Origin of the sequence: Stenotrophomonas sp. TWI809, from assembly GCF_039673205.1 — a bacterium.
Taxonomy (GTDB): domain Bacteria; phylum Pseudomonadota; class Gammaproteobacteria; order Xanthomonadales; family Xanthomonadaceae; genus Stenotrophomonas.
In genome coordinates, this window is record NZ_JBDJLE010000004.1 from 35,181 (window position 1) to 50,576 (window position 15,396).

The window sequence follows — 15,396 nt, forward strand, 5'->3', positions numbered from 1 at the left end:
GAACGATCAACGCCCCGGCTGTGACGATCGGCCTTCGTGGAACCACGCATAGGCCGCAGCTTCAAGATCGCCCTCCTCGGCAATCACCGAACCGTCCTCGTCCAGCAGGGTGTAGTGGCGCTGGTCGCCGCCCAGCGCGGCGCTGCCATCCAACCCGAGCAGCAGGGTGTAGAGGGTGTCGGTGGTGAAGACGTCGAGCATCTCCCGCAACAGCTGGGTCTGCTCGGGCGACAGGTCCATCGCGGCAATCCTTGCTGCGCACGCCGTGCCTGGGGTCCATGCCATGGCGAGCAGGTTCGCTTTCTCCGCGTACCATTTTGCTACGAAGGCATCTGCGTTCATGGGATATCTGCGCTAGCGGGGGTGGGCCAGAGCCTAGCGGGAGACGCAGGCGTGCGGCAAAAATCTGCGTGCCCGGACGCGAGAGGCTGCCGGCCAGCGGCCGGCACTACCGGCTCCACCGACCAACGGTCGGTGGCTACCGGTAGAATGGCGCGCATGAAAATCGCCTCCTGGAACGTCAACTCGCTCAACGTGCGCCTGCCGCACCTGGAACAATGGCTCACGGCGTTCGCGCCGGACGTGGTCGGCATCCAGGAAACCAAGATGGAGGACCACAAGTTCCCCGACGCGGTGCTGGCCGGGCTGGGCTACCGCAGCGTGTTTGCCGGGCAGAAGACCTACAACGGCGTCGCGCTGCTCTCGCGCGAGCCGGCGCAGGACGTGCAGATCGGCATCCCCGGCTTCGAGGATGAGCAGAAGCGCGCCATCGCCGGCACCGTCAACGGTGTGCGCATCATCAACCTGTACGTGGTCAACGGCCAGGACGTGGGCACCGACAAGTACGCCTACAAGCTGCGCTGGCTGGAGGCCGTGCATGCCTGGGTCGAGGCCGAGTTGGCGAAGTACCCGGAGCTGGTGGTGATGGGCGACTTCAACATCGCGCCCGATGCCCGCGACGTGCACGACCCGCTGGTCTGGAACGAGAACCACATCCTGACCTCCACCGCCGAGCGCGGTGCCCTGAACAAGCTGCTGCAGCTCGGCCTGCACGATGCCTTCCGCCTGCACAGCGAGGAAGAGGGCGTGTTCAGCTGGTGGGACTACCGGGCGGCCGGCTTCCGGCGCAACCTGGGCCTGCGCATCGACCTGACCCTGGTCTCCGACGCGCTCAAGGCGCGCGCGCTGGCCTCGGGCATCGACCGTGAGCCGCGCACCTGGGAGCGCCCCAGCGACCATGCCCCGGCCTGGGTGCAGTTGGGCTGACCGCGGAAACAACAAGGCCCGGCAGTGCCGGGCCTTGTCGATCAAACCTTGTACGTGCGTTCGTTACCGCACGTTTCTGCGCGTAAACAGATTCACGATCGCGAGCAGGATCACTGCGCCGATCAACGAGAACAGGAACGTGCGGATGGTGATCGCTTCATTGATGCCACCGCCGAACAGCCAACCGGCCAGCAATGCGCCGACGATGCCGACCACGATGTTGAGGATGATGCCTTGCTGCGCGTCCCGCTTCATGATGATGCTGGCAAGCCAGCCCACGATGCCGCCGACGATCAACCAGATGATGATGCCCATAACGTTGACTCCCTCTGTGCGGTTGCAACCCCTGCAGTGGACGGCACACCCTGTGAAATCGTCGTGCAGCCGCGACGGCGGAGCCGTGGCGTGACCCTGCCGGCGACGCTGGACGGCCCTTGGCGCTTCGGCCCGGTCACGGTCTGGCGCCTGCCGCATGTGCCGGGCACCCGGGGCGAGCCCCAGGCCCGGGTGCTGCTGGCCGAGCAGCTGGGCGGGGCGCCGGAGGACGTGCCGTTGCAGCGCGACCCGCGCGGCCGGCCAGAGCTGCATGGCCCGTTGGCGCATATCGGGACCGGCTGGAGCCACAGCCATGGGCAGCTGCTGGTCGCCCTCGGTGAAGGCGTCCGCCTCGGCGTGGACCTGGAGCCGCTGCGCCCGAGGCCACGGATGCTGGAAATCGTGCAGCGCTTCTTCCACCCGGCCGAGATCGCCTGGCTGGAATCGCTGGACGAGAACGCCCGCAACCATTGGTTCTTCCGCGTGTGGTGCGCCAAGGAAGCGCTATTGAAGGCGCAGGGGCAGGGCATCTCCTTCGGTCTGCACCGGCTGCAGCTCGCGCCCGGCATCGACGGTGGCCTGCATCTGGCCTGGTGCGATCCGGAACTGGGGCCGGCCGGGCGCTGGCACCTGCATGAGTGGCAGGCAGCCGATGATTTCCGCGCGGCGCTGGCCTGGCATGCGATGTGAGATGGGGCGCCGACCAACGGTCGGCTCTACCGACCTGCGATAATGGTGCCATGACAGAACACACCCTCCCCGCTGGCGTGGCCGATGCGCTTGAGCGCGGCCTGGCCGCCCTGCAGCTGGATGCCGCGCTGGCACCGCCGTTGCTGACCTACCTGACCCTGCTCGACCGCTGGAACCGCACCTACAACCTGACCGCCATCCGCGACCCGCTGGAGATGGTCACCCGCCATCTGCTCGATTCGCTGGCGATGCAGCCGTACCTGGAGACCGGCACCCTGGCCGACCTGGGTACCGGCCCCGGGCTGCCGGGCATCCCGCTGGCGATCGCGCGCCCGCAGCTGCAGGTGACCCTGGTCGAGAGCAACGGCAAGAAGGCCCGCTTCATGCGCGAGGCTGTGCGCCAGATGGGCCTGGGCAACGCCCGCGTGGCCGAGTCGCGCGCCGAGGCGCTGGCCGAACCGGCCGCCTATGACCATTTGACCGCCCGCGCGATGGATACCCTGGCCGGGATCATCCGGGTCGGTGGGCATCTGCTGCGCCCGGGTGGCCGCCTGTTGGCGATGAAAGGCGTGTACCCGCACGACGAGATCGCGCAGCTGCCGGCCGGCTGGGCGGTGGAGAAGGTGGTGCCGCTGAGCGTCCCCGGATTGACCGGCGAGCGCCATCTGGTGGTGGTCACCGGCCCGTGAGCCGGTGATCTCACCGCCTGCATCGCCCGCCCCACGGTCGTCCCGCCCCCCTCCTGCGGTGGCCCCACGCGGCGCCATCGGCATGCCCGTGGGCGTCGCTGCGGTATTGCGGCGCGTGCCTTCCGCGCATCTCACAGTGCATGACACGCCCCATATACGCATAATGACCAGTCCCACTCCCTGCCGATGAGGCTCACCCGCATGGCCCGCATCATCGCCATCGCCAACCAGAAAGGTGGCGTCGGCAAGACCACGACCGCCGTCAATCTGGCCGCCTCCCTGGCTGCTGCACCCAAGCGCGTGCTTCTTGTCGACCTCGATTCCCAAGGCAATGCGACCATGGGCAGCGGCGTGGACAAGCGTGAAGTCGCCGCGTCCACCTGTGATCTGCTGCTGGGCGAAAGCACTGCGGCCGAGGTCCGGGTCAAGACCCCGGAAGGCTTCGACCTGCTCCCGGGCAACATCGACCTGACCGCCGCCGAGATCCAGCTGATGGACCAGAGCGAGCGCGAGCAGCGCCTCAAACGCGCGCTGGCCCCGATCCGCGACGAATACGACTACATCCTGATCGACTGCCCGCCGGCGCTGTCGCTGCTGACGCTCAACGCACTGGCCGCCGCCGATTCGGTGATCGTGCCGATGCAGTGCGAGTACTACGCGCTGGAAGGCCTGAGCGCGCTGGTGGAAACCATCGAAGCACTGCGTGCCAACCTCAATCCCGCGCTGGAGATCGAGGGCGTGCTGCGGACCATGTTCGATGTGCGCAACAACCTGGCCAATGCCGTGTCGGCCGAGCTGACCGAGCACTTCGGCGAGCAGGTGTTCCGCACCATCGTGCCGCGCAACGTGCGCCTGGCCGAGGCACCCAGCCATGGCCAGAGCATCGTCGGGTACGACCGTGCCTCGCGCGGTGGCGTTGCCTATCTCGGCCTGGCCGGCGAGATCATCCGTCGCAACAACCAACGCAAGAAGGCCGACAAGGCCATGGAGACCGCCTGATGAGCACCAAGCCTGCCCTCGGCAAGAAACGCGGCCTCGGCCGCGGCCTCGACGCGCTGTTGGGGCCCAAGGGGGCGGTGACACAGGTGCAGGCGGCGGCCGTGGTCGAACCGCTGCCGGGCGAACGCCTGCGCAAGCTGCCGGTCGGCCATCTGCAGCCGGGCAAGTACCAGCCACGCCGCGACATGGACGAGACCAAGCTTGCCGAGCTGGCCGAGTCGATCAAGGCGCAGGGCGTGATCCAGCCGATCCTGGTCCGCCAGCTGGGCCCGGACAGTTTCGAGATCGTGGCCGGCGAACGCCGTTGGCGCGCTTCGCAGCTGGCCGGCCTGGACGAAGTGCCGGTGGTGGTGCGCGAGCTGGAAGACCGCACCGTCATCGCGATGGCGCTGATCGAGAACATCCAGCGCGAAGACCTCAACCCGCTTGAGGAAGCCGAAGCGCTGCAGCGGCTGATCAGCGAGTTCGCCCTGACCCATGCCGAGGCCGCCCAGGCCGTTGGCCGCTCGCGTGCGGCGGTGTCCAACCTGCTGCGCCTGCTGGAGCTGCCGATCGCGATCCGCCTGCTGCTGGAAACCCGCCGGCTGGAAATGGGCCATGCCCGCGCGCTGCTCACCCTGGCGCCGGAACTGGCCAGCAAGCTGGCCCAGGAAGCGGCCGACCAGGGCTGGTCGGTGCGCGAAGTGGAACACCGCGCGCAGCAGTTCGCTGCTGGCAAAGTGCCCGGCGCGCTGCGCAAGAAGCCCACCGCCGCCGCGCCGCAGGCCGATATCGCGTCGCTGGAAACCGAGTTGTCCGAGTCGCTGGGCGCCCGCGTGGCGATTGCCCATGGCCGTGGCGGCAAGGGCAAGCTGATCATCCATTACACCGACCTGGACACGCTGGATGGCGTGCTCGACCGACTTCGCGCACAGAAGGGCTGAGTCCCCCGCAGGCGTCAGAGGATTTCCCCCAACCAATGAACCCCACCAAGGTCGACCGCAACCATCTGTTGCGTCTGACCGACCTGCCGAATGTCGGGCCGGCCTGTGAGAAAGATCTCCGTCTGATCGGCATCCGCGTGCCAGCGCATCTGCGCGGCCGCGATGCCTACGACATGTACGCGCAGCTGTGTCTGCGCACCGGGGTGATGCACGACCCCTGTGTGATCGATGTATTTTTGTCGGTGCTGCGTTTCATGCAGGGCGAAGCGCCGCGACCGTGGTGGGATTTCAGCAAGGAACGCAAGGCCACCCTGGCCAAGGAAGCGCCGCTCAGCCTCTGGTGAAGCGGACCATCGGGACGTGTGCAACGCCACGCGGGCGTCCCGGGAAAGCACTGTATTGATACGTGGCAAGTATGACGGACGGACCCCATGACGATTCTCGTGACCGGCGCAGCCGGTTTCATCGGTGCCAACACCTGCAAGGCCCTGCTCGCGCGCGGTGAGCGCGTCGTCGGCCTGGACAACTACAACGACTACTACGATCCGCAGATCAAGCGCGATCGCGTGGCCGCGCTGTGCCCGGACGCCGACATCCGCGTGCTCGACCTGACCGACCGCGACGGCCTGGCCGCGCTGTTCGACGAGGTCCAGCCGACCCGGGTCATCCATCTGGCCGCACAGGCCGGCGTGCGTTACTCGCTGGAGAACCCGCATGCCTACGTCGACAGCAACCTGACCGGCTTCGTCAACATGCTGGAGCTGTGCCGCCATCGCGGCGTGGCCCATCTGGTGTATGCCTCGAGCAGCTCGGTGTACGGCGATTCGGCGACCCCGCCGTTCTCCGAAGACCAGCGCATCGACAAGCCGCGCTCGCTGTACGCCGCGACCAAGGCCGCCAACGAGCTGATGGCCTACACCTACGCCCAGCTGTTCGGCCTGCATGCCACCGGCCTGCGCTTCTTCACCGTGTATGGCCCGTGGGGCCGCCCGGACATGGCACCGCTGCTGTTCTCGCGCGCGGTGCTGGCCGGCCGCCCGATCGACGTGTTCAACGACGGAAAAATGCAGCGCGACTTCACACATGTCTCCGACATCGTGGACGGTATCCTCGGCGCGCTGGCGCATCCGTCCAGCGAGGTCGTTCCGCATCGCGTCTTCAATCTCGGCAATCACACGCCGATCGAGCTGGAGCACTTCATCGGTGTCATCGAGGCCGCCGCCGGACGTCCAGCGCAGAAGGTCTACAAGCCGATGCAGCCGGGCGACATGGTCCGCACCATGGCCGATACCACGCGGGCGCATGACGCGTTCGGCTACGCGCCGGCCATGCCGATCGAGCGCGGTCTGCCGCCGGTGGTGGCCTGGTGCCGCGATTATTTCGGTGCTCACGCCTGACACACGCGGACCCATTCATCTTCGGATAACCTCGGGTGCGGAAAATGCGCGCTCTTTTTCGATCCTGGCCATTCGCAGAGTCCGACCATGAGCCAACCCCAGTTGTCGGTCGTCGTCCCGGTCTTCAATGAACGCGACAACGTCACGCCCCTGATCCACGAGATCACCACCGCGCTGCGCGGACGGATCGAGTTCGAAATCGTCTATGTCGACGACCATTCGCGCGACGACACCCTGGCGGTGCTGCAGGCCCTGAAGGCCACCACCTCGGAACTGCGGGTGCTGCACCATGTCACCCAGAGCGGGCAGAGCACCGCGGTGCGCAACGGCGTCAAGCACGCGCGCGCGCCGTGGATCGCCACCCTGGACGGTGACGGCCAGAACGATCCGGCCGACATCCCCGGGCTGCTCGCCGCGCGCGCTGCCGCCGCCAGCGAGGTAAAGCTGTTCGCTGGGTGGCGCGTCAATCGCCAGGATTCGGGCAGCAAGCGCTGGGCCAGCAAGTGGGCCAACGCGATCCGCGCGCGCATGCTGCGCGACGACACGCCCGATACCGGCTGCGGCATCAAGCTGTTCGAGCGTGCCGCGTTCATGGACCTGCCGTATTTCGACCACATGCACCGCTACCTGCCGGCGCTGATGCAGCGTGCCGGCTGGAAGACCATCAGCGTGCCGGTCAATCATCGGCATCGCACCGCGGGCGTATCCAAGTACAACAATCTCGGCCGCGCCCTGGTCGGCATCCGCGACCTGCGCGGGGTCGCCTGGCTGATCACGCGCAGCAAGCGCACCGCCGTGGAAGAACGCTGATGGAACTGCACTGGCTCGACCAGCCGCTGACCTGGCTGTACTGGACCGGCCTGCACGTCACCGGCTGGAAGCTGATCGGCTACACCGGCGCACTGATGTTCGGCGGGCGCTGGCTGGTCCAGTTCGTGGCCTCGCGCCGCGCCGGCAAGCCGGTGATCCCGCGCCTGTTCTGGTACATGAGCGTGGTCGGCAGCCTGATGACGCTGAGCTACTTCCTGTTCTCGGCCAAGCAGGACTCGGTGGGCGTGCTGCAGAACCTGTTCCCGGCCTTCACCGCGTTGTACAGCCTGAAGCTGGATATCGCGCACCGTGGTTGGAAGCGGGACAAGGCGGCGCATTGAGGGCGTGCCCACCGACCAACGGTCGGTGGCTACCTCGCGCCTTCGGCGCTGGGGTCCCAGCCTGCGGCCGGTCCCCGGTCCTGCCCGCGGGGCGGGCAGGACCTTTGATCCATGCGCAGCCCCTTCGCCGGGTGCCATGATCGGGGTTTGCCGCCCCTCGGGAACCCTTGACCGTGAAATCACCGCTCGTTGCTGCGCTGCTGCTCGCCCTGGCCCTTCCCGCCGGCACTGCCCTGGCTGTGCCTCCGGCCGCCCCGGCTGCCGCCCCGGCCAGCCTGGCCACTGAAAGCCCTGCCGACGCGCAGTTCCGTGCCATCTACGAGAAGGAATGGGCCTGGCGCGAAGCCGGCGGCGGTGAGGCCAGCGAAGACGGCGACGGCCCGGCCAACGCCACCCGCATGCCCGATGTCGGCGCGGCCGCGCAGCAGGGCCGGTTGAAGGTCTGGGACGACGTCCTGGCCCAGCTGGACAAGGTCGACACCCAGGCCCTCTCGGCCGAGAACCGCATCAACTACGCGATCTACCGCGACCAGGTGTTCAACCTGGCTGCCGATGTCCGCCTGCGCGCCTACGAAATGCCGTTCAACGCGGACTCCTCGTTCTGGTCCAACCTGTCCTTCATGGCCCGGCGCGAGATGAAGACCGTGCAGGACTATCGCAACTACATCGCGCGCCTGAACGATGTGCCGCGCTACTTCGAGCAGCAGACCGAGAACATGCGTGCCGGCCTCAAGCGCGGCTTCAGCGTGCCGCGTGCAGTGCTCGATGGCCGCGAGGTCTCGATCGCCACCGTGTCCGAACTGAAGGACCCGACCCAGTCGCCGCTGTACGCGCCATTCAAGAAGCTGCCGGCCAGCATCCCGGCCGCCGAGCAGGCGCAGCTGCAGGAACAGGCGCGCCAGGCCATCGGCGGCAGCGTGGTGCCGGCGTTCGGCACGTTGCGCACCTTCTTCGTCAGCGAGTACGTCCCGCAGGCGCGCACCACCCTGGCCGCCGAGGCGATGCCGGGCGGCAAGGCGTACTACAAGCAGCAGATCCACGAATACACCACGCTGGACCTGACCCCGCAGCAGATCCACGAGATCGGCCTGAAGGAAGTCGCACGTATCCAGGCCGAGATGAACGGCATCATCCAGCAGGTCGAGTTCAAGGGCAGCTTCGCCGAGTTCTTGACCTTCCTGCGTACCGATCCGCAGTTCTACGCCAAGACCCCGGATGAGCTGCTGCATCGTGCGGCGTGGATCTCCAAGCGCGTGGATGGCGTGATCGGCAAGTACATGACGCTGCCGCGTGCGCGCTTCACCATCGTGCCGGTGCCGCCGGACATCGCCCCGTTCTGGACCGCCGGCCGCGGTGGCATGGGCACCTACTGGCTCAACACCTACAACCTGCCGGCGCGGCCGCTGTACAACCTTCCCGCGCTGACCCTGCACGAGTCCGATCCGGGCCATGCCCTGCAGGGCGCGCTGGCGGCAGAGCAGGGCGAGCAGCCCGCGTTCCGCCGCAACAACTACATCTCCGCCTACGGCGAAGGCTGGGGCCTGTACTGCGAGAAGCTCGGCGTGGAGATGGGCATCTACGAAACCCCGTACGAGGATTTCGGCCGCCTGACCTACGAGATGTGGCGTGCCGCGCGCCTGGTGATCGATACCGGCGTGCACCACAAGGGCTGGACCCGCGAGCAGGCGCTGTCCTACCTGCGCGACCACACCGCGCTGAGCGAGCACGAAGTGACCACCGAAGTGGATCGCTACATTTCCTGGCCGGGCCAGGCGCTGAGCTACAAGCTCGGAGAGATCGCGATCGTGCGCCTGCGCGCGCAGGCCGAGCAGGAGCTGGGCGACCGCTTCGACGTCAAGGCCTTCCACGACGCGGTGCTCAGCCAGGGCTCGGTGCCGTTGCCGGTCCTGGAGGAACAGATCCAGGCCTTCATCGCCCAGCGCAAGGCTGCGGCCAGCTGAGGTGCGCGGGGCCGGCCATCGCGCCGGCCCCGGCCAACGTGAACCAAGCGGCCGGGCTGCGATTGTGTAACGGCTTCACGCCCGGCTACCCTGCGGGCCATGTTCCGTCGTGCCCGCCCGCGTCCGTCCCTGCTGCTCCGCCTGCTGATGCTGGTGGTGGTCGGTGTGGGCGTGTTCGGCAGCTCGCTGGCCTCGGCCCTGGCCGATATCCACCTGAGCGTGCATGCGGACAGCAGCGACGTGCATGGCAGCCTGGATGACGCCGCCGCCGATGTACCGGGCGATGACGACGGCAACGAAGACTGGCTGCATGCCCTGGTGCATTGCGGCCACTGCCATAGCCACGGCGGCGTGCTGCCGATGGCCGCGATGGCCTGGAGCCTGCCCGCCGCGCCCAGCCACGGCGTCCCTGCCGGGTTGATCGCGCAACTGCGCACCCAACCGCCCGAGAACCTGCTGCGTCCTCCGATAGCGATCTGATGCCCTGCGGCCGCGCGGCCGCCGTTTGCCCTCTGATCGCTTTCTGGAGACTCCCATGTGGATGCGTCTGGCAGCCTTGGCTGCCATTGCATTCGTGCCGTGCGTGTACGCACAGGGCACGACACCTGCTGCACCGTTGACCCTCGACGACGCCATCGCGCGCGTCGCCCAGTACCACCCCGACCTGCGCCTGGCGCAGGCGCAGCGCCCGGTGTGGGAAGCCCGCCGTGACGCGGCCGGCCTGTCGCCCCCGCTGACCCTTGGCGTGGAGCTGGAGAACGCACTCGGCAGCGGTGACACCCGTGGCTTCGATGCCGCCGAAGTCACCGTCACCCTGGCCGGCGTGCTGGAACGCGGCGGCAAGCTGGATGCCCGCCGCGCCGTGGCCCAGGCCAATCTGGACAGCCTGGCCCCGCAGCGCGAAACCGCGCGGCTGGATCTGATGGCCGAGGTCGCCCGCCGCTATCTGGCAGTGACCGACGCGCGCCAGCAGCTGCGCATCGCCGAGACCGATATCGAGCAGCGCCGGCGCGCCGTCGCCGCCGCGCGACTGCGCCTGCAGGCCGGTGCCTCGCCCGAGTCGGTGCTGCTGACCGCGCAGGCGATGCAGGCCCAGGCCGAGCTGGACCGCGATCGCGCCCGGCAGATGGATCAGTCCGCGCGTGCGGCGCTGTCCGCACTGTGGCGCCAGCGTGAGCCCGGTTTCGACGTGGTCACCGGCGACCCCCTGCAGCTGCCCGCGCTGCAGGACTTCGCCGTGCTCGCCGAGGAACTGCAGCGCACCCCGGAACTGGCGGTGCTGGCCGGTGAGCGTCGCATCCGCGAAGCGCAGGTGCAGCTGGCCCGCACCCAGGCACGGCCCGATGTCAGCTGGCAGGTGGGCGTGCGCAATTCGCGCGATACCCGCGACACCTCCCTGGTCGCCGGTTTCAGCCTGCCGCTGGGCAGCGTGCGCCGTGCCGACCCGGAGATCCGTGCGGCCGAGGCCGAACTGGCGCTCAACAGCGTGGAGCGCGACGCGCGCGCGCTGCAGCTGTACGCCACCCTCGCCGAAGCGCATGGCCGCTACCTGACCTCGCGGCTGGAAGTGACCCGCATGGCGCGCGACGTGCTGCCGCAGCTGCAGCGTGCCGAGAACGCTGCCGAGAAGGCCTGGCGTGCCGGCGCGATCAGTTACATGGAATGGGCCCAGCTGCAGGCGATGCGGATCGACGCACGCCAGCGCCAGCTCGACGCGGCCATCGCCGCACAGACCGCCCTGATCGAACTCCAGCGCCTGACCGGCCAGAGCATGGTCGCCGCCACCGACACCGTGTCCACGGAGGACCGCCGATGACCCTTTCCCAGACCCGTACCGCGCTGGCCGCCAGCCTGTTGATCGCGCTGATGGCGCTCACCGGCTGCGGCGGCGCTGAGCCCGCTGCGGCGCCGGCCAACGCCGCCGACGAGGACGCCGGCCATGGTGAGGCTGGGCACGACGATCACGACGCCCCGGAACGCACCACCATCGCCGCGGCCATGGCCGAGCAGGCGGGCATCCGCGTGGCACCTGTCGTCGCCGGCACCATCGCCGACGAACACGATGTGCAGGGGCTGCTGACCCCGGTCGATGGCCGCGTTGCCCAGGTGATGGCGCGCTTTCCCGGCCCGATCCGTTCGCTGCGCGCCAATGTGGGCGACCGCGTGCGCGCCGGCCAGGTAGTGGCCAGCATCGAGAGCAACCTCAGCCTCACCACCTACACCGTGACCGCACCGATCGGTGGCGTGGTGCTCGCGCGCCAGGCGCAGGTCGGTGGGGTGGCAGGCGAGGGCACGCCGTTGTTCGAGATCGGTGATCTGTCCACGTTGTGGGTGGACCTGCATATCTTCGGCAACGACACCCAGCACATCACCGCCGGCGTGCCGGTCACCGTGTCACGCATGACCGACGGCGTCAGCCAGGCCACCACGCTGGAACGCGTGCTGCCCGGCACCGCGACCGCCAGCCAGAGCACGGTCGCGCGCGCCACGCTGCGCAACGACGACGGCCAATGGCGGCCCGGTGCGGCCGTCAAGGCGCGCATCGTGGTGGCCACCACGCCGGCCGCGCAGGTGGTGCCGTTGAGCGCGCTGCAGACGATGGACGGCAAAGACGTGGTGTTCGTGCGCGAAGGGGACACCTACACCGCGCGTGCGGTGACCCTGGGGGCGCGCGATGCCGGCAAGGTCGAAGTGCTCAGTGGCCTGGCCGTCGGCGAAGACGTCGTGGTCGAGCAGAGCTACGTGGTCAAGGCCGACATCGGCAAGGCAGGGGCATCGCATGAACATTGATGCGTTGCCGCGCCCCGCACACGGAGGGCGCTCCCATGCTTGAGCGCATCCTCCGCGCCGCCATCGCCCATCGCTGGTTGATGATGGCCCTGACGTTGGTGCTGATCGTCATCGGCAGCTGGAGCTTCACCAAGCTGCCGATCGATGCCACCCCGGACATCACCAACGTCCAGGTGCAGATCAATACCGCGGCCCCCGGTTACTCGCCGCTGGAAACCGAACAGCGCATCACCTACCCGGTGGAGACGGTGATGGCCGGCCTGCCGGCGATGGAGCAGGCCCGCTCGCTGTCGCGCTACGGGCTCTCGCAGGTGACCGTGGTCTTCAAGGACGGCACCGACATCTACTTCGCCCGCCAGCAGGTCGCCGAACGCCTGCAGCAGGTCAAATCGCAGATTCCCGATGGCCTGGATCCGCAGCTGGGCCCGATCTCGACCGGCCTCGGCGAGATCTTCATGTACACCATCGACGCCGATCCCAAGGCGCGCAAGGCCGATGGCACGGCGTACACCGCCACCGACCTGCGCACCCTGCAGGACTGGGTGATCCGGCCGCAGCTGCGCAACGTGCCCGGCGTGACCGAGGTCAACACCATCGGTGGCTTCCAGCGTCAGGTGCACATCACCCCCGACCCGGCCCGCCTGCGCGCGCTGGGCTTCACGTTGGAGGACGTGGCACAGGCGGTGGAGACCAACAACCAGAACGTCGGCGCCGGCTACATCGAACGCAACGGCCAGCAGTTCCTGGTCCGCATTCCCGGCCAGGTCGCCAACCTGGAGGAGATCGGCAACATCGTGCTGGCCCGCCGTGAAGGCGTGCCGATCCACGTGCACGACGTCGCCCAGGTGCAGGACGGCCCGGAGCTGCGCAGTGGCGCGGCCACCCAGAACGGCCATGAAGTGGTGATGGGCACGGTGGTGATGCTGATCGGGGCCAACAGCCGCGATGTGGCCCAGGCCGCGGCGGCGCGTCTGCAGCAGGCGCAGGCCAGTCTGCCGGAGGGCGTCACCGTCACCGCCAGCTACGACCGCACCGCCCTGGTCGACCGCACCATCGCCACGGTCGCCAAGAACCTGATCGAAGGCGCCTTGCTGGTGATCGTGGTGCTGTTCCTGCTGCTCGGCAACTTCCGCGCGGCGTTGATCACCGCGGCGGTGATTCCACTGGCGATGCTGTTCACCCTGACCGGCATGGCCCGGGGCGGTGTGTCGGCCAACCTGATGAGCCTGGGCGCGCTGGACTTCGGCCTGATCGTCGATGGTGCGGTGATCATCATCGAGAACTGCCTGCGCCGCTTCGGCGAACGCCAGCACGCGCTCGGCCGCGACATGACCCGCGACGAACGCTTCGCCGAAACCGCCAGCGCCACCGCCGAGGTGATCCGCCCGAGCCTGTTCGGGCTGGGCATCATCACCGCGGTGTACCTGCCGATCTTCGCGCTCACCGGCGTGGAAGGAAAAATGTTCCACCCGATGGCGATCACCGTGGTGCTGGCCCTGACCGGTGCGATGGTGCTGGCACTGACCTTCGTGCCTGCCGCGATCGCGCTGTTCCTCGGTGGCCGTGTGCAGGAGAAGGAGAACCGCCTGATGGCCTGGGTGCGCCGGCGCTACGAGCCGATGCTGGCCTTTGCCCTGCGGCGCGGCCGCTGGATGGTCGCCGGTGCGCTGGTGCTGGTGATCGGTTGTGGTCTGCTGGCGACGCGGCTGGGCAGCGAGTTCGTACCAAACCTGGACGAAGGCGATGTCGCCATGCACGCCATGCGCATCCCCGGGACCAGCCTGACCCAGTCGATCGAGATGCAGAAGCAGATCGAGAACCGGCTGGTGCAGTTCGCCGAGGTGGACAAGGTGTTCTCCAAGATCGGCACGCCGGAAGTCGCCTCCGATCCGATGCCGCCCTCGGTCGCCGATACCTTCATCATGATGAAACCGCGCAAGGCCTGGCCGGATCCACGCAAATCGCGTGCCGCGCTGCTGGCCGAGCTGGAAGACGCGGTGGAGCAGCTGCCCGGCAACAACTACGAGTTCACCCAGCCGATCCAGATGCGTACCAACGAACTGATCTCCGGCGTGCGTGCCGACGTGGCGGTGATGCTGTTCGGCGATGACCTGGAGACGCTGCTGTCGGTCGGCAAGCGCATTGCCGCGGTAGCCGGCACGGTGCCGGGCGCGGCCGACGTGCGGGTGGAGGAAACCAGCGGCCTGCCGCTGCTGACTGTCACCCCCAACCGCACTGCGTTGGCCGGCTATGGCTTGAATCCCGGCCAGGTGCAATCGACCGTGGCCACCGCCGTGGGCGGGCAGGTGGCAGGGCAGTTGTTCGAGGGTGACCGCCGCTTCGACATCGTGGTGCGCCTGCCCGAAGCACTGCGCCAGGACCCGGCCGCACTGGCGGACCTGCCGGTGTCGCTGGAGACGGCGCTGGCCGACGACGCCGACGAGTCCAGCCGCACCGGCAGCTGGACCAGCGGCAGTGCACGCACCGTACCGCTGCGTGAGCTGGCGACGCTGAGCAACAGCGAAGGGCCGAACCAGATCAACCGCGAGAACGGCAAGCGCCGGATCGTGGTCACCGCCAACGTGCGCGACCGCGACCTGGGTGGATTTGTCGGCGATCTGCAGCAGGCGATCGGGCGCGATGTGCAGGTGCCCAACGGCTACTGGATCGAATACGGCGGCAGCTTCGAGCAGCTGATCTCGGCCAGCCAGCGCCTGTCGATCGTGGTGCCGGTGACGCTGGCGATCATCTTCGCCCTGCTGTTCTGGGCGTTCGGCTCGGTCAAGGATGCGGCCATCGTGTTCAGTGGCGTGCCGCTGGCGCTCACCGGCGGCGTGCTCGCGCTGGCCCTGCGGGGCATTCCGCTGTCGATCTCGGCCGGCGTGGGCTTCATCGCGCTGTCCGGTGTGGCGGTGCTCAACGGCCTGGTGATGATCAGCTTCGTGCGCAGCCTGCGCGAGCAGGGGATGCCGTTGCCGCAGGCGGTGCGCGAGGGCGCGCTGGGCCGTCTGCGCCCGGTCCTGATGACCGCGCTGGTGGCCTCGCTCGGCTTCGTGCCGATGGCCTTCAATGTCGGCGCCGGCTCGGAGGTGCAGCGCCCGCTGGCCACCGTGGTGATCGGCGGTATCGTCTCGTCCACGCTGCTGACGTTGCTGGTGCTGCCGGTGCTGTATCGGTGGTTGCACCGGAAGGGGCCTGACGCGGTTTGAAGGGTG

16 protein-coding genes are annotated in these 15,396 nt (G+C 68.3%); 14 read left to right on the top strand and 2 right to left on the bottom strand.

Features of this window, described 5'->3' with window-relative positions:
* Positions 1-6 precede the first annotated feature (6 nt).
* Positions 7-342: a hypothetical protein gene (locus ABE472_RS04420; protein ID WP_346465632.1), complete on the bottom strand. Its 336-nt coding sequence runs from the start codon at positions 340-342 to the stop codon at positions 7-9.
* Positions 343-498: 156 nt separating this feature from the next.
* Here ABE472_RS04420 and xth point away from each other — a divergent pair, with 156 nt between their 5' ends.
* Complete coding sequence (xth, locus tag ABE472_RS04425) at positions 499-1,266, top strand: exodeoxyribonuclease III (protein ID WP_313211915.1); 768 nt, start codon at positions 499-501, stop codon at positions 1,264-1,266.
* Positions 1,267-1,329: 63 nt separating this feature from the next.
* Here the strand turns inward: xth and ABE472_RS04430 are convergent, their stop codons facing one another.
* A complete protein-coding gene (locus ABE472_RS04430) occupies positions 1,330-1,581 on the bottom strand; it encodes a GlsB/YeaQ/YmgE family stress response membrane protein (RefSeq protein WP_123729793.1) in 252 nt (83 codons plus the stop codon).
* Positions 1,582-1,671: 90 nt separating this feature from the next.
* On the opposite strand from ABE472_RS04430, the gene ABE472_RS04435 reads away from it, so the two are divergent.
* The 13 genes from ABE472_RS04435 to ABE472_RS04495 all read left to right on the top strand — a co-directional run bounded on the left by ABE472_RS04435 (position 1,672) and on the right by ABE472_RS04495 (position 15,390).
* Positions 1,672-2,271, top strand: a complete 600-nt coding sequence (locus ABE472_RS04435; RefSeq protein ID WP_346465634.1) for a 4'-phosphopantetheinyl transferase superfamily protein — start codon at positions 1,672-1,674, stop codon at positions 2,269-2,271.
* Positions 2,272-2,321: 50 nt separating this feature from the next.
* Complete coding sequence (rsmG, locus tag ABE472_RS04440) at positions 2,322-2,960, top strand: 16S rRNA (guanine(527)-N(7))-methyltransferase RsmG (RefSeq protein ID WP_346465636.1); 639 nt, start codon at positions 2,322-2,324, stop codon at positions 2,958-2,960.
* Between the two features lie 201 nt (positions 2,961-3,161).
* The gene (locus ABE472_RS04445; protein ID WP_019185613.1) at positions 3,162-3,959 is read left to right on the top strand and encodes a ParA family protein; all 798 of its coding nucleotides are present in this window, start codon (positions 3,162-3,164) and stop codon (positions 3,957-3,959) included.
* Complete coding sequence (locus ABE472_RS04450) at positions 3,959-4,882, top strand: ParB/RepB/Spo0J family partition protein (protein WP_313211910.1); 924 nt, start codon at positions 3,959-3,961, stop codon at positions 4,880-4,882. Before ABE472_RS04445 ends, ABE472_RS04450 begins: the two co-directional genes overlap by 1 nt.
* A gap of 35 nt (positions 4,883-4,917) precedes the next feature.
* Positions 4,918-5,226 (top strand): helix-hairpin-helix domain-containing protein, encoded by a 309-nt coding sequence (locus ABE472_RS04455; protein ID WP_019185615.1) that lies wholly within the window; start codon positions 4,918-4,920, stop codon positions 5,224-5,226.
* Between the two features lie 87 nt (positions 5,227-5,313).
* On the top strand, positions 5,314-6,279 hold the full coding sequence (locus ABE472_RS04460; protein WP_313211909.1) for an SDR family NAD(P)-dependent oxidoreductase: 966 nt from the start codon (positions 5,314-5,316) through the stop codon (positions 6,277-6,279).
* An 87-nt stretch (positions 6,280-6,366) separates the two neighbouring features.
* Positions 6,367-7,089: a glycosyltransferase family 2 protein gene (locus tag ABE472_RS04465; RefSeq protein WP_313211908.1), complete on the top strand. Its 723-nt coding sequence runs from the start codon at positions 6,367-6,369 to the stop codon at positions 7,087-7,089.
* A complete protein-coding gene (locus ABE472_RS04470; protein ID WP_088432293.1) occupies positions 7,089-7,430 on the top strand; it encodes a lipid-A-disaccharide synthase N-terminal domain-containing protein in 342 nt (113 codons plus the stop codon). Before ABE472_RS04465 ends, ABE472_RS04470 begins: the two co-directional genes overlap by 1 nt.
* 173 nt (positions 7,431-7,603) lie before the next feature.
* Positions 7,604-9,391, top strand: a complete 1,788-nt coding sequence (locus tag ABE472_RS04475) for a DUF885 family protein (RefSeq protein ID WP_346464277.1) — start codon at positions 7,604-7,606, stop codon at positions 9,389-9,391.
* A gap of 99 nt (positions 9,392-9,490) precedes the next feature.
* A complete protein-coding gene (locus tag ABE472_RS04480) occupies positions 9,491-9,871 on the top strand; it encodes a DUF2946 family protein (protein WP_346465638.1) in 381 nt (126 codons plus the stop codon).
* Between the two features lie 55 nt (positions 9,872-9,926).
* Entirely contained in the window at positions 9,927-11,207 is a 1,281-nt protein-coding gene (locus ABE472_RS04485; protein ID WP_346465639.1) for a TolC family protein, read from the top strand.
* Positions 11,204-12,181, top strand: a complete 978-nt coding sequence (locus tag ABE472_RS04490) for an efflux RND transporter periplasmic adaptor subunit (RefSeq protein ID WP_346465641.1) — start codon at positions 11,204-11,206, stop codon at positions 12,179-12,181. Before ABE472_RS04485 ends, ABE472_RS04490 begins: the two co-directional genes overlap by 4 nt.
* A gap of 35 nt (positions 12,182-12,216) precedes the next feature.
* Entirely contained in the window at positions 12,217-15,390 is a 3,174-nt protein-coding gene (locus ABE472_RS04495) for a CusA/CzcA family heavy metal efflux RND transporter (RefSeq protein WP_346465642.1), read from the top strand.
* Positions 15,391-15,396 lie beyond the last annotated feature (6 nt).